At 70.2% G+C, this 18592-nt stretch carries 14 protein-coding genes and 1 tRNA gene; 6 read left to right on the top strand and 9 right to left on the bottom strand.

What is annotated here, in order from left to right; all coding sequences use genetic code 11:
* Window positions 1–153 precede the first annotated feature (153 nt).
* Window positions 154–4089 (top strand): ATP-dependent RNA helicase HrpA, encoded by a 3936-nt coding sequence (gene hrpA, locus ACE1OC_RS21580; protein WP_407838366.1) that lies wholly within the window; start codon window positions 154–156, stop codon window positions 4087–4089.
* A 69-nt stretch (window positions 4090–4158) separates the two neighbouring features.
* Window positions 4159–4232, top strand: a tRNA-Asp gene (locus ACE1OC_RS21575).
* Between the two features lie 715 nt (window positions 4233–4947).
* On the opposite strand, the gene bldC is transcribed toward ACE1OC_RS21575, so the two are convergent.
* Both bldC and ACE1OC_RS21565 read right to left on the bottom strand, forming a co-directional pair.
* Window positions 4948–5154 (bottom strand): developmental transcriptional regulator BldC, encoded by a 207-nt coding sequence (bldC, locus tag ACE1OC_RS21570; protein ID WP_003949541.1) that lies wholly within the window; start codon window positions 5152–5154, stop codon window positions 4948–4950.
* A 588-nt stretch (window positions 5155–5742) separates the two neighbouring features.
* Window positions 5743–6597 (bottom strand): hypothetical protein, encoded by an 855-nt coding sequence (locus ACE1OC_RS21565; protein WP_407838365.1) that lies wholly within the window; start codon window positions 6595–6597, stop codon window positions 5743–5745.
* 196 nt (window positions 6598–6793) lie between these two features.
* Here ACE1OC_RS21565 and ACE1OC_RS21560 point away from each other — a divergent pair, with 196 nt between their 5' ends.
* The gene (locus ACE1OC_RS21560) at window positions 6794–7891 is read left to right on the top strand and encodes a Leu/Phe/Val dehydrogenase (protein ID WP_407838364.1); all 1098 of its coding nucleotides are present in this window, start codon (window positions 6794–6796) and stop codon (window positions 7889–7891) included.
* Window positions 7892–8208: 317 nt separating this feature from the next.
* On the top strand, window positions 8209–8472 hold the full coding sequence (locus ACE1OC_RS21555) for a DUF3073 domain-containing protein (RefSeq protein WP_250751938.1): 264 nt from the start codon (window positions 8209–8211) through the stop codon (window positions 8470–8472).
* A 183-nt stretch (window positions 8473–8655) separates the two neighbouring features.
* Here the strand turns inward: ACE1OC_RS21555 and purM are convergent, their stop codons facing one another.
* Entirely contained in the window at window positions 8656–9726 is a 1071-nt protein-coding gene (purM, locus tag ACE1OC_RS21550; protein ID WP_389689939.1) for a phosphoribosylformylglycinamidine cyclo-ligase, read from the bottom strand.
* Between the two features lie 160 nt (window positions 9727–9886).
* On the bottom strand, window positions 9887–11404 hold the full coding sequence (gene purF, locus ACE1OC_RS21545; protein ID WP_254381919.1) for an amidophosphoribosyltransferase: 1518 nt from the start codon (window positions 11402–11404) through the stop codon (window positions 9887–9889).
* Between the two features lie 159 nt (window positions 11405–11563).
* Here purF and ACE1OC_RS21540 point away from each other — a divergent pair, with 159 nt between their 5' ends.
* Both ACE1OC_RS21540 and ACE1OC_RS21535 read left to right on the top strand, forming a co-directional pair.
* Entirely contained in the window at window positions 11564–11659 is a 96-nt protein-coding gene (locus ACE1OC_RS21540; RefSeq protein WP_323187867.1) for a putative leader peptide, read from the top strand.
* A gap of 139 nt (window positions 11660–11798) precedes the next feature.
* Window positions 11799–13235 (top strand): sulfatase-like hydrolase/transferase, encoded by a 1437-nt coding sequence (locus ACE1OC_RS21535; protein ID WP_407838363.1) that lies wholly within the window; start codon window positions 11799–11801, stop codon window positions 13233–13235.
* Window positions 13236–13293: 58 nt separating this feature from the next.
* Here the strand turns inward: ACE1OC_RS21535 and ACE1OC_RS21530 are convergent, their stop codons facing one another.
* The 5 genes from ACE1OC_RS21530 to purQ form a co-directional block, all read right to left on the bottom strand.
* Complete coding sequence (locus ACE1OC_RS21530; protein ID WP_407838362.1) at window positions 13294–14121, bottom strand: META domain-containing protein; 828 nt, start codon at window positions 14119–14121, stop codon at window positions 13294–13296.
* 38 nt (window positions 14122–14159) lie between these two features.
* Window positions 14160–14951: a maleylpyruvate isomerase family mycothiol-dependent enzyme gene (locus ACE1OC_RS21525; protein ID WP_407838361.1), complete on the bottom strand. Its 792-nt coding sequence runs from the start codon at window positions 14949–14951 to the stop codon at window positions 14160–14162.
* An 18-nt stretch (window positions 14952–14969) separates the two neighbouring features.
* Window positions 14970–15539 (bottom strand): hypothetical protein, encoded by a 570-nt coding sequence (locus ACE1OC_RS21520; RefSeq protein WP_407838360.1) that lies wholly within the window; start codon window positions 15537–15539, stop codon window positions 14970–14972.
* 125 nt (window positions 15540–15664) lie between these two features.
* Window positions 15665–17914: a phosphoribosylformylglycinamidine synthase subunit PurL gene (gene purL / locus ACE1OC_RS21515; protein ID WP_407838359.1), complete on the bottom strand. Its 2250-nt coding sequence runs from the start codon at window positions 17912–17914 to the stop codon at window positions 15665–15667.
* Window positions 17911–18591, bottom strand: a complete 681-nt coding sequence (purQ, locus tag ACE1OC_RS21510; RefSeq protein WP_266907118.1) for a phosphoribosylformylglycinamidine synthase subunit PurQ — start codon at window positions 18589–18591, stop codon at window positions 17911–17913. The genes purL and purQ overlap by 4 nt, the downstream gene beginning before the upstream one ends.
* Window position 18592 lies beyond the last annotated feature (1 nt).

Genomic DNA, 18592 nt, shown 5'->3' with positions numbered 1-18592 from the left:
GGACATCGTGGGCGGCCTCTCGCTGGGACTTCGTCGGGGCGTCGCTGGGGACACGTCGGGGTAACGCTCGGGGGACTCGTCCCGAAATGGTACGGGTCAGCCCCACAAATGCGTTCGCCACCCGGCACCTACGGGTGAGATCCTCGACCAGGTATGTCTACTTCCTTCGCCGCCCTGCAGACGCTTCTCGGTGAGATCTCCCTCCGTGACGCGCACCGCCTCGGCCGCCGCCTCGAAGGCGCCCGCCGTATCCGCAAGCCCGAGGCCAAGCAGGCCGTGCTCGACGAGATCGCCGCGGAGGCCGAACAGGCCGCCGCGCGACTGGCCGGCCGCGCCTCGCGGAAGCCCGAGGTCACGTATCCCGAGAACCTGCCCGTCAGCCAGAAGAAGGACGAGATCGCCGAGGCGATACGCGACCACCAGGTCGTGATCGTCGCGGGCGAGACCGGCTCCGGCAAGACCACGCAGATCCCCAAGATCTGCATGGAGCTGGGGCGCGGGGTCCGCGGCATGATCGGGCACACCCAGCCCCGCCGGATCGCGGCCCGCACGGTCGCGGAGCGCATCGCGGAGGAGCTGAAGTCCGAGATCGGCCAGACCGTCGGCTGGAAGGTCCGGTTCACCGACCAGGTGGACCAGGACGCGACCTTCGTGAAGCTGATGACGGACGGCATCCTGCTCGCCGAGATCCAGACGGACCGCGAGCTGCGCGCGTACGACACGATCATCATCGACGAGGCCCACGAGCGGTCGCTGAACATCGACTTCCTGCTCGGCTACCTGGCCACGCTGCTGCCCAAGCGCCCCGACCTCAAGGTGATCATCACCTCGGCGACGATCGACCCGCAGCGCTTCTCCCGGCACTTCGGCGACGCCCCCATCGTCGAGGTCAGCGGCCGGACGTACCCGGTGGAGGTCCGTTACCGCCCGCTCCTCGAAGACGATTCCGAGGACAGCGACCGCGACCAGATCACCGCGATCTGCGAAGCCGTCGAGGAGCTCCAGGCGGAGGGTCCGGGCGACGTCCTGGTTTTCCTCTCCGGCGAGCGCGAGATCCGCGACACGGCGGACGCGCTGGAGAAGCGCAAGCTCCGCCTGACCGAGGTCCTCCCCCTCTACGCACGGCTGTCGCACGCCGAGCAGCACCGCGTGTTCCAGCAGCACACCGGCCGCCGGATCGTCCTGGCCACCAACGTCGCCGAGACCTCGCTGACGGTCCCCGGCATCAAGTACGTGATCGACCCGGGCACCGCCCGCATCTCCCGGTACAGCCACCGCACCAAGGTCCAGCGGCTGCCCATCGAGCGGATCTCGCAGGCCAGCGCCAACCAGCGCAAGGGCCGCTGCGGCCGTACCAGCGACGGCATCTGCATCCGCCTCTACTCCGAGGACGACTTCCTCACCCGCCCGGAGTTCACGGACGCCGAGATCCTGCGCACCAACCTCGCCTCCGTCATCCTCCAGATGACCGCGGCCGGCCTCGGCGAGATCGAGAAGTTCCCCTTCATCGATCCGCCGGACCACCGCAACATCCGCGACGGCGTGCAGCTGCTCCAGGAGCTCGGGGCGCTCGATCCGAACGAGAAGGATCACAAGAAGCGGCTCACCCCGATGGGCCGCCAGCTCTCCCAGCTCCCCGTGGACCCGCGCCTGGCCCGCATGGTGGTGGAAGCGGACAAGAACAACTGCGTCCGCGAGGTCATGGTCATCGCGGCGGCCCTGTCCATCCAGGACCCGCGCGAGCGGCCCTCCGACAAGCAGACGCAGGCGGACCAGAACCACGCCCGGTTCAAGGACGAGACGAGCGACTTCCTCTCGTTCCTGAACATGTGGCGCTACATCCGCGAGCAGCAGAAGGAGCGCGGCTCGTCCTCCTTCCGCCGGATGTGCAAGCAGGAGTACCTGAACTTCCTGCGGATCCGCGAATGGCAGGACATCTATTCGCAGCTGCGTACGGTCGCCAAGTCCATGGGCATCCACGTCAACGAGGCCGACGCCCCCGAGACGAGCGTGCACATCTCGCTGCTGGCCGGCCTGCTGTCGCACATCGGGCTGAAGGACACCGACAAGAACGAGTACCTGGGGGCCCGGTCCGCCAAGTTCGCGATCTTCCCGGGTTCCTCGCTGTTCAAGAAGCAGCCCAAGTTCCTGATGTCGGCCGAGCTGGTGGAGACCTCGCGGCTGTGGGCCCGGGTGAACGCCAAGGTCGAGCCGGAGTGGGTGGAGCCGCTCGCCCAGCACCTGATCAAGCGCACGTACAGCGAGCCGCACTGGGAGAAGGACCAGGCGGCCGTGATGGCCTTCGAGAAGGTCACGCTGTACGGCGTGCCGATCGTCGCGCAGCGGAAGATCAACTACGGCCGGATCGACGCCGAGGTCTCGCGCGATCTGTTCATTCGCAACGCCCTGGTCGAGGGCGACTGGCGGACCCACCACAAGTTCTACGCCGACAACCGCAAGCTCCTCACCGAGGTGGAGGAGCTGGAGAACCGCGCCCGGCGCCGCGACATCGTGGTCGACGACGAGACGCTCTTCGACTTCTACGACCAGCGGATCCCCGAACACGTGGTCTCGGGGGCGCACTTCGACTCCTGGTGGAAGCACAAGAAGCGCGACGAGCCCGAGCTGCTCGACTTCGAGCGCGAGATGCTCCTGACGGAGAAGGCGGCCGGGGTCACCAAGGCCGACTATCCGGACTCCTGGATGCAGGGCCGGCTGAAGTTCCGGGTGACCTACCAGTTCGAGCCGGGCGCGGACGCGGACGGCGTGACCGTCCACATCCCGCTCCAGGTGCTGAACCAGGTCACGGACGAGGGCTTCGACTGGCAGATCCCGGGTCTGCGCGAGGAGGTGGTCACGGAGCTGATCCGGTCCCTCCCGAAGCCGATCCGCCGGCACTACGTGCCCGCGCCGAACTACGCGACCCGCTTCCTGGCCACCGCGCACCCGCTGCAGGAGCCCCTGCACGTGACGCTGGCCCGGGAGCTCCAGCGGATGGTCGGGGTGCCGGTCAGCGCCGAGGACTTCGACCTGACCCGTATCCCCGACCACCTGAAGATCACCTTCCGGATCGTCGACGAGCGCCGCAAGAACCTCGCCGAGGCCAAGGACCTGGAGGCCCTGCGGCTCCGGCTCAAGCCCAAGGCCCGCCAGGCGCTCTCGCAGGCCGCCGCGGCCAGCGCCGAGCGGGAGGGCGGGGAGTCGGTCGAGAAGACCGGGCTGACGGACTGGACCATCGGGACGCTGACCAAGGTCTTCGAGACCCGCCGGGCCGGCCAGCCGGTGAAGGCGTACCCGGCGCTCGTGGACGCCGGTACGAGCGTCTCCGTACGCCTCTTCGACACCGAGGCCGAGCAGCAGCAGGCGATGCGGCTCGGCACCCGGCGGCTGATCCTGCTCAACATCACGGTGAACCCGGCGAAGTTCGCCTCGGACCACCTGAGCAACCAGCAGAAGCTGGCGCTGTCGCGCAATCCGCACGGCTCCATCCAGGCGCTGTTCGACGACTGCGCGACCGCGGCGGCCGACCACCTGATCGCGCGGCACGGCGGACCGGCGTGGGACGAGGCGGGCTTCCGCAAGCTCTACGAGGCCGTGCGGGCCGACCTGGTGGACACGACCGTGCGGACGATCACGCAGGTGCAGCAGGTGCTGGCCGCCTGGCAGGCCTGTGAACGCCGTCTGAAGACCACGGCCAGCCTCGCCCTGGTGGCCAACGTCCAGGACGCCAAGACGCAGCTCGCGGCCCTCATGCCGGCCGGCTTCGTCACGCTGACCGGACTGCGCCGGCTGCCGGACCTGATGCGCTACCTGGTGGCCGTCGACCGGCGGCTCCAGCAGATGCCCACGGGCGTCCAGCGCGACACCACGCGCATGGAGAAGGTCCACGAGATGCGGGACGAGTACCTGTGGCTGCTGGAGCAGTTGCCCAAGGGCAGGCCGGTCCCGGCGGAGGTCACCGAGATCCGCTGGATGATCGAGGAACTGCGGGTCAGCTACTTCGCGCACGCCCTCGGAACGGCCTATCCGATCTCCGACAAGCGCATCGTGAAGGCGGTGGACGCGGCCGCCCCGGGACCTGCTCGGTGATCGGGTTCGACTGCACCCCCTGAGCTGCGGTACAGTCTGATTCGCAGCCGCCGAGCGGCCGCAAATCAAGGACCTGTGGAGCAGTTGGTTAGCTCGCCACCCTGTCAAGGTGGAGGTCGCGGGTTCAAGTCCCGTCAGGTTCGCAAGATCGTCAAGGCCCGCATCCTCTGGATGCGGGCCTTGACGCGTTTCCGGGGGCGGTGGTGGCCGCCGAAGGGGCGGGACGGCACCCAAGGGGCACGACGGCACCGAAGTGCGGGGCGACGTACGGCCCGAGGCGGCGGCCGGCGCACCGACCGCCGCACGGGCCCGTTGGGCCGGACGGCCCACCAGGCCGCCTCACGGGCCCGATTGGGCCCAGCTGCCCCCAGAACCCCCACCAGCCCCTCCACGGCCCGCTGAGGGCCGCCTGGAGCCCCGTGCGGGGCCGACGGGGAACCCGGACCGCACCGGACCGGACCAGTGCATCCCCGACCATCCCGTCGCGCCCGCGAAATCGCCCGTTCGGATGATGCGCTCTGCGCGACAGGTCCCTTTACGGGGTGCATTGCCTGATCCACAAGAGTGATCATCTGTGACGGGAGTCACCCCATGTGTTTTTGAGACGCACCCTTTTATGAGACTCATACGCCCGCTCGATTTTATATGTGCCATTGCACCCACCCCGGCCGGCTCCGCACATCAGCTCGATAACGCCCTGACCAGGGCATAAAAAAGATCGCGCTGGACCCGGCGGAGTCCAGCGCGATCGAACGACCGATGAACCTGTTGGGGCAGGTCCGGCCGTTTGAAGCTCTGTGGGGCTCATCGGATTGGGGGACCCGATAAACGCCCGGCAATAAGTCGTGCTGCGGAACCTCAGGCCTCGCTGCGCTGCTGCGGAATTCCCGCAAGCAGTGCGCGGACCTCAGCCTCGCGGTAGCGGCGGTGTCCACCCAGGGTGCGGATGGACGTGAGCTTGCCAGCCTTGGCCCAACGGGTGACCGTCTTCGGGTCCACGCGGAACATCGTGGCAACCTCAGCCGGGGTCAGCAGCGGCTCGGCATCAGGGGTGCGAGCGGTCATGAGCGGCCTCCTCGGGAGAACCGAACCATCTCGGTTCTTTCCTCTAAATTCTGCACCTAGGCCCACGCTGCCCGAAATGGACATACGCGGGCCGAGTCGGTTATAGGACGAACGGCTTGTCCTCGGCACTACAACTACACCATCCGTCCAGCCTCGACGGCCAAACCGATGGAATTGCCCTCCGAGGTGTTCATCAGCGGCGGAAGCCGATGGACCGTCCCATAACGGACAGTCACCCCACTGTGACGATCAGTCACAGAGCGATCAGGAGTCGTCAGACCCCCCGTAGAGTGCAATACCGAGCATTCCGCCCTTAGTTGGACGGAAGGAACCCTCCCCGGACTCCTTGTCCTATTTTGGCATGAGGGTAGGGGAAGGGCGCAAGGGTGTAGAAAGTGCGGTCCGTCACGCTTGGGCCAATGGCCCGTATCGGGACGAAGGTCCCGGAACAAAGACCCAAAAGAGGGCATCACGGCCTTGAGCTGGCCGTTCTCTTCCGTGCTCGGCCGGTCGGCGGATGGACAAGCGGGTCCGGAGTCGCTACCCGGGTCGCACAGGTCACTCGGGCCGAAACCGGAACCGAACCACTCAATTGGCGAAGAGTCTCTCCCGGACCGCCCGCCACCGCTCCGCCAGGGCCCCGTACGTGCGCGCCGCCCCGTCCCGGTCCCCGGTCCGCAGGGCCGCGAGCCCCGCCGCCAGGTCCGCCGCCGAGTGGTCGGCGTCGAGCCGCTCCGCCGGCAGGGCGTGCAGCAGCCCGCCGTAGTCCAGCTCCACCATCGAGCGGGGGTGGAACTCCTCCAGCCAGCTCCCGACCTCCACCAGCCCCTCGGCGAGCATCCCGTACCCCTCGGCCTCCCGCAGGGTCCGCAGCCCCCGCGCGAGCCGGCGCCGGGCCTGCACCATCGGCGTCCGGTAGCGCAGCCCCTCGCCCGGCACGTACTCCCGCTCCTCGTCGGCCACCAGCACGAACCAGCGCAGCGGCACCTGCCAGACCCCCGTGCGGATCCACGGCCGCGCATCGGGATTGCGCCCGCGCCAGAGCTCGTACTCCTCGGTGGCGCGGCGGCGGGCGGCCGCGGGCAGGGCGGCGTCGAGCACCGGCAGCGGGAACTCGGCCTGCAGTTCCTGGAGCGCGAGCCAGCCCCGCAGCCTCGTCCGCCAGGGGCAGACCAGCAGGACCCCGTCGACCTCGGCGGTGAAGGCGTCCGCGCTCTCGTGCACCGGGACACCGACCACGGGCACCCGTACCAAGTCCACCAGCGACCGTCGCAGTTCGTCCTGGGCGGTCGGGGTGGCCCCGCGCCGGGCGTAGTCGGCCCAGTGGGTGCGCTCGGGCTCCGGGAAGGCCGCCAGCGGCTCGTAGACGCGCAGGTAGGAGGCGTACGGGACGGTGGGGGCCGAGCGGGCGGACGGCAGCCGGGGATCGGGGGATTCGCTCACGCTCTCGTACTCCCCCGCCCCGCCGGGCGCTACTCCGGCGGACGCTCCCCCGCATCCCCTCAACCCTTCAGTGTCCCGATCTTCGGACAGGGAGGAGCACGGGGCCCCGGAGGTCTTACGCTGCTCCCAGCACGCCCTCCCCCACCCGCAGGGCGGGCGTCTTACCCGCCGCATCTCTTCCATGGGAGTCACCACCGTGACCGAAATGACCGACGGCGTCCTGCACACCCTGTTCCGCAGCGAACAGGGCGGCCACGAGCAAGTCGTGCTGTGCCAGGACCGAGCCTCCGGCCTGAAGGCCGTCATCGCGATCCACTCCACCGCCCTGGGCCCGGCCCTCGGCGGTACGCGGTTCCACGCGTACGCCTCGGACGAGGAGGCCGTCCTCGACGCGCTGAACCTCTCGCGCGGCATGTCGTACAAGAACGCGCTCGCCGGGCTCGACCTGGGCGGCGGCAAGGCCGTCATCATCGGCGACCCGGACGTCTTGAAGTCCGAGGAACTGCTGCTGGCCTACGGCCGGTTCGTGGAGTCCCTCGGCGGCCGCTACGTGACCGCCTGCGACGTCGGCACCTACGTGGCCGACATGGACGTCGTGGCCCGCGAGACCCGCTGGGCGACCGGCCGCTCCCCCGAGAACGGCGGCGCCGGCGACTCCTCCGTCCTCACCGCCTTCGGCGTCTTCCAGGGCATGCGCGCCAGCGCCCAGCACCTGTGGGGCGACCCGACCCTGCGCGGCCGCAAGGTCGGCATCGCGGGCGTCGGCAAGGTCGGCCACCACCTGGTCGAGCACCTGCTGGAGGACGGCGCCGAGGTCGTCATCACGGACGTCCGCACCGAGTCCGTGCAGAAGATCCTCGACAAGCACCCGGGCAAGGTGACCGCCGTCGCCGACACCGAGGCGCTGATCCGCGTGGAGGGCCTGGACATCTACGCCCCCTGCGCGCTCGGCGGGGCCCTGAACGACGACTCCGTGCCCGCCCTCACCGCCAAGATCGTCTGCGGTGCGGCGAACAACCAGCTCGCCCACCCGGGCATCGAGAAGGACCTCGCCGACCGCGGGATCCTCTACGCCCCGGACTACGTGGTCAACGCGGGCGGCGTCATCCAGGTCGCCGACGAGCTGCGCGGCTTCGACTTCGACCGGTGCAAGGCCAAGGCCGCGAAGATCTTCGACACCACGCTGGAGATCTTCGCACGTGCGAAGGCGGACGGGATTCCGCCGGCCGCGGCCGCCGACCGCATCGCCGAGCAGCGGATGGCGGACGCCCGCAGCGCGGCGCGCACCGTCTGACCCGAACGACCCGCACGACCCTCACGGGGCCCTGATCGGGGCTTCTGGGCGGCCCGCAGGGGCGCAGCGAGACGGAACTCACTGCGCTTCGGCGGGTCGCCCGTCAGGAAACGGCTAAAATCGCAGCTGACCAGCGAGGACGGGGCGCCTTGCTGGTACTGCACCGGGGCGCGTCATGCGGGCGGCGTACCGTATGGCCGCGGAAGCAGGTACCGTTAAACCCCTACGGACGGTCTCTCCACGGAGAGCCCGCTCCGAACCATGAACGCGTGTCAGACTCTGGGGCCGTCGAGCCCCGTCACCGAGGGGGTCGAGCCATGGGGCGCGGCCGGGCAAAGGCCAAGCAGACGAAGGTCGCCCGCCAGCTGAAGTACAGCAGCGGCGGGACTGACTTGTCGCGTCTGGCCAATGAGCTGGGCGCATCGCACACGGAACCGCTGCCTGTCAGCGAGCCGGTCGTCGATGACGAGCTTGATGATGACGAGGACGACCCGTACGCCAAGTACGCGGAGCGCTACAACAGCGATGACGAGGACGAGGACGAAGAGTCCGGTCCGTCCGTCTACCGTCGCGGTGCTTGACGCGCCCATCGGCGTCGAACTCGCGGTGCGCTGATCCTCAGCAGCGGCACACAGCTTCACATGCACGGAAACCCGGTCCAGGGCATCGCCCCGGGCCGGGTTTCCGTGCTGTTCGCACACATGCTGTTCGCGCAGGTGGGAGCCGGTGGTGGGAGCCGGTGGTGGCCGGCTCCCCCGATCCGGTCAGCTCGCGTAGTCGCCGGTCATCGTCGCGCCCTCGGCGTGGTCGCCGCGGTCCAGGATCTCGCCCGCGACCCAGGCGTCGACGCCCCGGTCGGCCAGGGCGGTCAGGGCCACGTCCACCGACTCCTGCGGGACCACGGCCATCATGCCGACGCCCATGTTCAGGGTCTTCTCCAGCTCCAGGCGCTCCACCTGACCGGCCTTGCCGACCAGGTCGAAGATCGCGCCCGGGGTCCAGGTCGAACGGTCGACCGTGGCGTGCAGGTGGTCCGGGATCACCCGGGCGAGGTTGGCCGCGAGGCCGCCGCCCGTGATGTGGGAGTAGGCGTGCACGTCGGCCGTCCGGGTGAGGGCCATGCAGTCCAGCGAGTAGATCTTGGTGGGCTCCAGCAGCTCCTCGCCGAGGGTCCGGCCGAGCTCCTCGACGTGGCCCTCGAGGGACATTCCGGCCCGGTCGAAGAGGACGTGGCGGACCAGCGAGTACCCGTTCGAGTGAAGACCGGAGGACGCCATCGCGATGACGGCGTCGCCCGTACGGATGCGGTCCGCGCCCAGCAGGCGGTCGTATTCGACGACGCCGGTGCCGGCGCCCGCCACGTCGAAGTCGTCCGGGCCCAGCAGGCCGGGGTGCTCGGCGGTCTCGCCACCGACCAGGGCGCAGCCGGCCAGGACGCAGCCCTCGGCGATGCCCTTGACGATGGCCGCGACGCGCTCGGGATGGACCTTGCCGACGCAGATGTAGTCGGTCATGAAGAGCGGCTCGGCGCCGCACACGACGATGTCGTCCATGACCATCGCGACGAGGTCGTGGCCGATGGTGTCGTACACGCCCATGCGGCGGGCGATGTCCACCTTGGTGCCGACGCCGTCGGTGGCGGAGGCGAGCAGGGGGCGCTCGTAGCGCTTGAGGGCGGAGGCGTCGAAGAGGCCGGCGAAGCCGCCGAGGCCGCCGAGGACCTCGGGGCGCTGCGTCTTCTTCACCCACTCCTTCATCAGCTCGACGGCGCGGTCTCCCGCGTCGATGTCCACGCCCGCGGCTGCGTAGCTGGCACCGGTGGTCTTCTCTGTCATGACAGGAGAGAGCTTTCGTGTCGTTGCTGCGTGTGGTGCGAGGCCCTGGAAAAGCCTGAAAGAGAAGGCCCCGCGCAGGTTGAGCAGGATGAGGGGGGAGGGGAGGGGCCGCGGTGCGCGGGCTCGTGCGAGCCCGCGTACCGCGGCGTTGCCTCGGGCCCTACGGGCGCCGGAGGGCGTCGGCGGCGTCGGTGCCGCCGGCCAGCTCCGTTTCCAGGAGCTGCTTGCCCAGGAGCTGCGGGTCGGGCAGTTCCATGGGGTACACGCCGTCGAAGCAGGCACGGCAGAGGTTGGGCTTCTGGATGGTCGTCGCCTCGATCATCGAGTCGAGCGAGATGTACGAGAGCGAGTCCGCGCCCAGCGACGTGGCGATCTCGTCGACCGTCATGCCGTTGGCGATCAGCTCGGCCCGGGTGGCGAAGTCGATGCCGAAGAAGCACGGCCACTTCACCGGCGGCGAGGAGATCCGGATGTGGACCTCCGCCGCGCCGGCCTCGCGGAGCATCTTGACCAGGGCGCGCTGGGTGTTGCCGCGGACGATCGAGTCGTCGACGACCACCAGGCGCTTGCCCCGGATGACTTCCTTGAGGGGGTTGAGCTTGAGGCGGATGCCGAGCTGGCGGATCGTCTGCGAGGGCTGGATGAAGGTCCGGCCCACGTAGGCGTTCTTGACCAGGCCGACGCCGTACGGGATCCCGCTGGCCTCGGCGTAGCCGACGGCGGCGGGCGTACCCGACTCCGGCGTCGATATCACCAGGTCGGCCTCGGCCGGGGCTTCCTTGGCCAGGCGCCGTCCCATCTCGACACGCGAGAGGTAGACGTTCCGGCCGGCGATGTCGGTGTCCGGGCGCGCCAGGTAGACGTACTCGAAGACACAGCCCTTGGGCTTTGCTTCCGCGAAGCGAGAAGTCCGAAGGCCGTTCTCGTCGATCGCGATCAGCTCGCCCGGCTCGACCTCGCGGACGAAGCTGGCGCCGCAGATGTCGAGGGCGGCGGTCTCGCTCGCCACCACCCAGCCGCGCTCCAGGCGGCCGAGGACCAGCGGGCGGATGCCCTGCGGGTCACGGGCGGTGTAGAGCGTGCCCTCGTCCATGAAGACGAGCGAGAAGGCGCCCTTCACCTTCGGGAGGACCTTGGTGGCCGACTCCTCGATGGTCAGGGGCTTGCCGTCGTCGTCCGTCTGGCCGGCCAGCAGGGCGGTGACCAGGTCGGTGTCGTTGGTGGCCGCCACCTGGGTGGCACGGCCGTCCTGACGGGGGAGGTCGGCGACCATCTCGGCCAACTCGGCGGTGTTCACCAGGTTGCCGTTGTGACCCAGGGCAATGGAGCCGTGGGCGGTCGCACGGAAGGTCGGCTGAGCGTTCTCCCAGACGGAGGCACCAGTGGTCGAGTAGCGGGCGTGACCGACCGCGATATGACCCTGGAGCGAGCCGAGAGAGGTTTCGTCGAAGACTTGGGAAACGAGGCCCATGTCCTTGAAGACGAGGATCTGGGAACCGTTGCTCACAGCGATACCCGCGGACTCTTGTCCACGGTGCTGCAGTGCATACAGTCCGAAGTAGGTGAGCTTGGCGACCTCTTCACCCGGAGCCCAGACACCGAAGACGCCGCAAGCGTCCTGGGGGCCCTTTTCGCCGGGGAGCAGGTCGTGGTTGAGTCGTCCATCACCACGAGGCACGCCCCCGAGTGTAGGCGAGATCGACCACTGGTCCGAATTGGGGATGCCCGGGAAATGTCACAGCACGCAGGGTGACGAAACCTGTTCGCAAGCCGGTCGTCTCAATATCCGGATTGCCCTGGTTGACAGCCGCCTGTCGTTTCGTACAAGCTCCGGCCCATGCAGCCTCTCGGTGACCGCACCGTCACCCTCGTCGCGCGCCGACACGTGGACCTCGTCCGTGTCGCCAGCGCCATCTGTCGCTGTTCTGCGTAGTCACACGCCGCTTTTCCTTTTCTTTTTCGCCTTTCCCCGCCGCTTTCCGTCCGCATCCGCTCCGCCGTGCCCCGCGCCGTCCCGCGCCGCCCGGAGCCGGACCGCGCCGACGGCCGGCGGGCCCTGCTCTGGAGTACCCGTGACCTCGTACGAACCCAACCTGTCCCGGCGCGCCTTCGGCGGCGCGGTCGGCGCGACCGCGGCCGCCGCCGCAGTGGGGCTGGGCGCCGCCGCCCCGGCCCACGCGGCGCCCGCCGCGGAAGACCGGGACGCGGGCCCGCAGGAACGGGAGTTCCGGGCCGACCGGGGAAGCCGCTCCCGCCGCCCGAACATCCTGTTCATCCTCGGGGACGACCTCGGCTGGGCCGACCTGTCCTCCTACGGCTCCCCGAACATCAAGACCCCGAACCTGGACCGGCTCGCCCGCCAGGGCGTCCGCTTCACCGACGCCTACTCGGGCTCCGCGACCTGCTCCCCGACCCGCTTCAGCCTGTACACCGGCCGCTACCCGGGCCGTGCCAAGGGCGGGCTCGCCGAGCCCATCGCGGACAAGACGGTGGGCCTGGAGCCGACCCACCCGACGCTCGCCTCGCTGCTGCGCGACTCCGGCTACTCGACGGCGCTGATAGGCAAGTGGCACTGCGGCTACCTGCCCGACTACAGCCCGACCAAGTCCGGCTGGGACGAGTTCTTCGGCAACTTCGGCGGAGCCCTGGAGTACTACTCCAAGCTGGGCCTGGGCGGGGAGTACGACCTCTACGAGGGCGACGCCGAGTACAAGGACCTGCGCTACTACACGCGGATCGTGACCGAGCGCGCAGCTGCGTACGTCTCTCGCGACCACGGAGACAAGCCGTGGCTGCTGAACCTCAACTTCACCACCCCGCACTGGCCGTGGATCGCCGACGGGGACACCGAGGCGAGCGCCGAGGTCACGCGCCGGATCAAGGCCGGCGACGGACGGGCCCTGTGGCACCAGGACGGCGGCTCGATCGAGAAGTACAAGCAGATGGTGGAGGACCTCGACCGCTCGGTCGGCGAGGTGCTGAAGGCGCTCAAGCGCTCCGGCCAGGAGGAGGACACGCTGGTCTTCTTCTCCAGCGACAACGGTGGCGAGCGCTTCTCCCACAACTGGCCGCTCTCCGGCAACAAGGCCTCCCTCCAGGAGGGCGGCATCCGGGTCCCGAACATCGTCCGCTGGCCCGCCCGCCTCGACGGCGGCCAGGTCAGCCACGTGCCGGTCTTCACGCCCGACTGGACGGCCACCCTGCTGGAACTGGCGGGCACCCGCGCGAACCCGGCGTACCCGCTGGACGGGGTCAGCCTGGCCGGGTACCTGCTGCGCGGCGAGAAGCCCGCCGAGCGCAACCTCTTCTGGCGGGTCCGCGGGGAGCGGGCGCTGCGCCGCGGCGACTGGAAGTACTACCGCGGCAAGACGGGCCGCGACCAGCTCTTCAACCTGGCCGGCGACATCCGCGAGCAGGCCGACAAGGCGGCCCTGGAGCCGGCCCGCCTGGCCGAACTCCGCTCGGCCTGGGAGAAGACGGACGCGGGCCTGCTGCCGTACCCGGGCTGATCACCCGTCCCCGGCCCGGTGACGTGGTCCACAGCCTGTGGACGGCGGGGGGTCCGGCTCACTCGACGGCCGAGGCCGCCTTCGCGGTGATCGCGGTGCCCGAAGCGGTCGCGGTGAGGGTGAGGGTGTCGCCCTGGACCTTCCAGTCGAGCGGGCCGGAGCCGAAGAGGGCGGTGAGGGTCCGTTCGAGCTCGCCGGGGCCGCCCTCGCAGGCCATCCGGGTGGTGGTGAGGGGGCCGACGGTGAGCCGGTTCCCCTCGACCGCGGCCGGTGCGTTGAAGCGGTTGCAGCCGAGGCTGCCGCTCACCGTGCCGTCCGCGGCCAGGGTGAAGCGGGCCCGGCCCTCGGCGTCGGCCGGGACCGAGGAGGCGGTCTCGCCCTTGATCAGGGAGTCGACGGTCCACTGCGTGGCGAGGAGCGGGGCGGCGGGCGCCGGGGGCTTCGAGCTCAGGGCGATCACGTTCCCGTCCGGGGCCTTCAACGTGATCTTCTCCAGGCTCCGTTCCACGGTCAGCGAGCCCCGGAAGAGCTTGGCGAAGGCCGTCTCGAACGGCAGGTCGGGGCAGGCCATGTCGGTGTGGGCGCCGGGCGAGACCGTCATGGTGGCTGCCGAGTCGAAGACCACCGCTGCGGTGAAGCCGTTGCAGCCGTAGTTTCCGGTGGCCTCGGCCTCGTGGCCCTTGCCGGGTTCCACCGACAGCCGGGCCGCGGCAGGGGCCGGCAGCACCTTGCCGTCGACGGTGAGGCTCTCGACCGACCAGGATCCGGAGAAACCGCGGCCGGGGCGCGTCCCCGGCGTGCCCCCGCCGTCACCGCAGGCGGTGGCGGTGGCGGACAGCGCGAGTACGGCGACCAGGGCGGCGGGAAGGAGCGGCAGCGTACGCATGCCGATGGGACGCGGCCGGCCGCGAACCGGTTCCCGGATCAGCCCATCAGGGGGAGCAGCGCCGAGAGGTCGGCGCGCTCGCCGCTGGCCCGGACCTGGGCCCCGTCCAGCGCTTCGGCCCAGCTCGTACGGCCGGTGGCGAGCCGGATCCAGGTCAGCGGATCGGTCTCCACCACGTTCGGCGGGGTGCCCCGGGTGTGCCGGGGCCCCTCCACGCACTGCACCACCGCGAACGGCGGGACCCGGAACTCCACCGCCCCGCCGGGAGCCTTGAGCGCGAGGGCGTCGGCGAGCAGCCGGGTGCACGCGGCCAGGGCCTGGCGGTCCACGGGGATGTCCAGTCCGGTGGCGCGGCGCAGGTCGTCGGTGTGGACGACGAGCTCGACGGTGCGGGTGACCAGGAAGTCGGCCAGGGTCATCGCCCCGATCCACAGGTCCAGCACGCGGCTGCCCCGGTTCTCGTCGAGCGCCTCGGCCAGGCGGGCTCCGGCCCGGTCGTAGAGCTCGGCGAGCGGGGCCCCCTCCAGGGTCTCCTTGGCGGCTTCCGCGATCTTCCCGGCGAGCGAGGCCGTCGCGAACGGCCACTCGGCGGCGGACAGTTCGGCGACGGCCGCGGGCGGCCGGGCGAGGCCGCCGGCCAGCGAGTCGGCGATCCACGCGATGTGCGCGGCGAGCTCGGCGACGGACCAGTCCCCGACCCCGCTGGGGCGGGCGAGCTGCTCCGCGTCCAACTCCCGTACGGCGTCCCGCACATGCCCGAACTGCGCGAGGACGGCCGTACGGGTCCTGGCGTGGTCGTAGGTGCGCGGCTTCTTCTTCGCGGGAGGCATGGGGCCGACCCTAAGGGGTCAGCCGTGCCTCAGGTCCTGCGGCACCGCCGGCAGCTGCGTCGCGCAGCCCTGCTTCGCGGCCGCGCGCAGTGCGGCCTCCCGGGCCAGCGCGGCCAGCTCCCGGGGATCGGCGAAGTCCGCGTTCTCGTAGAGGGAGGTGGCCGTGACCCGGACGGAGGTCACCCCGGTGCCCGCGACGGCCTCCGCGCACGCCGCCGTCACCGCCACGGTGCGGCCGCCGTCGTAGGCGTACCGGCCCGCGTCGACGATGGGGCCGGTGGAGTTCGCCACGCCGAGCGAGAAGAACTCGTACATGTCCTCCTGGCCCTCGAACATCCCGGCCCGGCGCAGGACGCACAGGCGGTCCCCGCGCTCACCGGCGTCCACCTTGTCCGAGGGGGTGCCGAGCCGCATCACCCTCCCCGGGTCCACCAGGCCCTCGCAGGCCTTCGTGATCGCCGCCCGGCTCTGCGCACGGTCCTGACGGGTCCGGTTCCAGTCGTACGTGAACCAACCGCCCGCGCACACGGCGGCCACTACCAGCAACACCCCGCCCGTACCGAGCCTTCGGCCCCTGATCCAGGACATCCGTCTCCCCGTTTCCCCGTCTTCCCCGGTGGCCGCCCCCCGTGCGGACGTCCTGCCGGAACGGACGAGCCCCCGCCCGGAGATGGTTCCGGACGGGGGCTAGTCGGTTCCTGAGGAACGGCGGCTCAGGCGAGCAGTGCCGGGATCGTGCCCTCGTGGGCGGTGCGGAGCTCGGCCAGGGGGAGGGTGAACTCGCCCTGGACCTCGATCTCCTCGCCGTCGACGACACCGATCCGGGTCGCCGGCAGGCCCCGCGCACCGCACATGTCGGTGAAGCGGAGCTCCTCGCTGCGCGGGACGGCCACGATGGCCCGGCCCGCGGACTCGGAGAACAGGAAGGTGAAGGCGTCCAGCGCCTCGGGCACCACGATCCGCGCACCGTTGCCGCCGCGCAGGCAGGACTCGGTGAGCGCCTGGATCACGCCGCCGTCGGACAGGTCGTGCGCGGCGTCGATCATGCCGTCGCGCGAGGCCGAGATCAGGATCTCGGCGAGGAGCTTCTCGCGGCCCAGGTCCACCTTGGGCGGCATGCCGCCGAGGTGCTGGTGGACCACCTCGGACCAGGCCGAGCCGCCGAACTCCTCGGCGGTGTCGCCGAGCAGGTACAGCAGCTGGCCGGCCTCCGCGAACGCCATCGGCGTACGGCGGTTGACGTCGTCGATCACGCCGAGGACCGCCACGACCGGGGTCGGGTGGATCGCGATGTCGCCCGTCTGGTTGTAGAGGGAGACGTTGCCGCCGGTCACCGGGGTGCCCAGCTCCAGGCAGCCGTCCGCGAGACCGCGGCAGGCTTCGGCGAACTGCCACATGACGTCCGGGTCCTCGGGGGAGCCGAAGTTCAGGCAGTCGGAGATCGCCAGCGGCTTGGCGCCGGTCGCGGCCACGTTGCGGTAGGACTCGGCCAGCGCGAGCTGCGCACCCGTGTAGGGGTCGAGCTTGGCGAACCGGCCGTTGCCGTCCGTGGACATGGCCACGCCGAGGTTGGTCTCCTCGTCGATGCGGACCATGCCGGCGTCCTCGGGCTGCGAGAGCACCGTGTTGCCCTGGACGAAGCGGTCGTACTGGTCGGTGATCCAGGACTTCGAGGCCTGGTTCGGCGACGAGACCAGGGCCAGGACCTGCGCGCGGAGCTCCTCGGAGGTCTGCGGGCGGGGCAGCTTGCCCGCGTCGTCGGCCTGCAGCGCGTCCTGCCAGGAGGGGCGCGCGTACGGGCGGTGGTAGGTCGGGCCCTCGTGGGCGACGGTGCCCGGGGGCACGTCCACGATGAGCTCGCCGTGCCAGTAGATCTCCAGGTGGTCGCCCTCGGTCACCTCACCGATGACGGTGGCGATGACGTCCCACTTCTCGCAGATCTCCATGAAGCGGTCCACGTACTGCGGTTCGACGATCGCGCACATGCGCTCCTGCGACTCGCTCATGAGGATTTCCTCGGGCGAGAGCGTCGCGTCGCGCAGCGGAACGGTGTCGAGGTCGACGCGCATGCCGCCGGTACCGGCGGAGGCCAGCTCGCTCGTGGCGCAGGAGAGCCCGGCGCCGCCGAGGTCCTGGATGCCCGCGACCAGCTTCTCCTTGAAGATCTCCAGGGTGCACTCGATGAGGAGCTTCTCCTGGAAGGGGTCGCCGACCTGGACCGCCGGACGCTTGGTCGGCTTCGTGTCGTCGAAGGTCTCCGAGGCGAGGACGGACACGCCGCCGATGCCGTCGCCGCCCGTGCGGGCGCCGTAGAGGATGACCTTGTTGCCCGGGCCGGAGGCCTTGGCGAGGTGGATGTCCTCGTGCTTCATGACGCCGATGCAGCCGGCGTTGACGAGGGGGTTGCCCTGGTAGCAGGCGTCGAAGACGACCTCGCCGCCGATGTTCGGCAGGCCGAGGCAGTTGCCGTAGCCGCCGATGCCCGCGACGACGCCCGGCAGGACGCGCTTGGTGTCAGGGTGGTCGGCCGCGCCGAAGCGGAGCGGGTCGACGACCGCGATCGGGCGGGCGCCCATGGCGAGGATGTCGCGGACGATGCCGCCGATGCCGGTGGCCGCGCCCTGGTAGGGCTCGATGTAGCTGGGGTGGTTGTGCGACTCGACCTTGAAGGTGACCGCGTAACCCTGGCCGACGTCGACGACTCCGGCGTTCTCGCCGATGCCGACGAGCATGGCGTCGTTCTGCGGGACCTTCTCGCCGAACTGCTTCAGGTGGACCTTGCTGCTCTTGTACGAGCAGTGCTCGGACCACATGACGGAGTACATGGCGAGCTCGGCGCCGGTGGGACGGCGGTCGAGGATCTCGCGGATCCGGGCGTACTCGTCCTCCTTGAGGCCGAGTTCCTTCCAGGGCTGGGAGGCGTCCGGGGTCTCGGTGGCGTTCTTGACGGTGTCGAGGCTCATGCGCTGACCAGCTTCTTCAGGACCGAGGTGAAGAACGGGAGGCCGTCGGTGCGGCCCGTCCCGATCAGCGGCTCGACCGCGTGCTCGGGGTGCGGCATGAGGCCGACGACGTTGCCCGCGGCGTTGGTGATGCCTGCGATGTCGCGCAGCGAGCCGTTCGGGTTGACGTCGAGGTACCGGAAGGCCACTCGGCCTTCGGCCTCCAGTTCGTCCAGCACCCGCTCGTCGGCCACGTAGCGGCCGTCCATGTTCTTGAGCGGTACGGAGATCTCCTCGCCGGCGGTGTAGTCACCGGTCCAGGCGGTCTCCGCGTTCTCCACCCGCAGCTTCTGGTCGCGGCAGATGAAGTGCAGGTGGTTGTTGCGGAGCATCGCCCCCGGCAGCAGGTGGGCCTCCGTGAGGATCTGGAAGCCGTTGCAGATGCCGAGGACGGGCATGCCGCCCTTGGCCTGCTCGATGATGCTCTCCATCACCGGCGAGAAGCGGGAGATGGCTCCGGCGCGCAGGTAGTCCCCGTAGGAGAAGCCGCCCGCGAGGACGACCGCGTCGACCTGGTGGAGGTCCTTGTCGCGGTGCCAGAGCGATACGGGCTCGGCTCCCGCGAGGCGCACGGCGCGCAGCGAGTCACGGTCGTCGAGCGTTCCGGGGAACGTGACGACTCCGATGCGAGTGGTCACC

Source organism: Streptomyces stoeckheimensis, from assembly GCF_045822005.1.
Classification (GTDB): Bacteria; Actinomycetota; Actinomycetes; order Streptomycetales; family Streptomycetaceae; genus Streptomyces; species Streptomyces stoeckheimensis.
This window is presented reverse-complemented; position numbering and strand designations above follow the sequence as displayed.

Excerpts from the sequence above, each read along its gene's own strand:
- ACE1OC_RS21555 (WP_250751938.1), top strand. The coding sequence starts at position 8,209 with ATGGGGCGCGGCCGGGCAAAGGCCAAGCAGACGAAGGTCGCCCGCCAG.
- hrpA (WP_407838366.1), top strand. The coding sequence starts at position 154 with ATGTCTACTTCCTTCGCCGCCCTGCAGACGCTTCTCGGTGAGATCTCC.
- purM (WP_389689939.1), bottom strand. The coding sequence starts at position 9,726 with ATGACAGAGAAGACCACCGGTGCCAGCTACGCAGCCGCGGGCGTGGAC.
- ACE1OC_RS21530 (WP_407838362.1), bottom strand. The coding sequence starts at position 14,121 with ATGCGTACGCTGCCGCTCCTTCCCGCCGCCCTGGTCGCCGTACTCGCG.
- purL (WP_407838359.1), bottom strand. The coding sequence starts at position 17,914 with ATGAGCCTCGACACCGTCAAGAACGCCACCGAGACCCCGGACGCCTCC.
- ACE1OC_RS21525 (WP_407838361.1), bottom strand. The coding sequence starts at position 14,951 with ATGCCTCCCGCGAAGAAGAAGCCGCGCACCTACGACCACGCCAGGACC.
- bldC (WP_003949541.1), bottom strand. The coding sequence starts at position 5,154 with ATGACCGCTCGCACCCCTGATGCCGAGCCGCTGCTGACCCCGGCTGAG.
- ACE1OC_RS21540 (WP_323187867.1), top strand. The coding sequence starts at position 11,564 with ATGCAGCCTCTCGGTGACCGCACCGTCACCCTCGTCGCGCGCCGACAC.
- ACE1OC_RS21520 (WP_407838360.1), bottom strand. The coding sequence starts at position 15,539 with ATGTCCTGGATCAGGGGCCGAAGGCTCGGTACGGGCGGGGTGTTGCTG.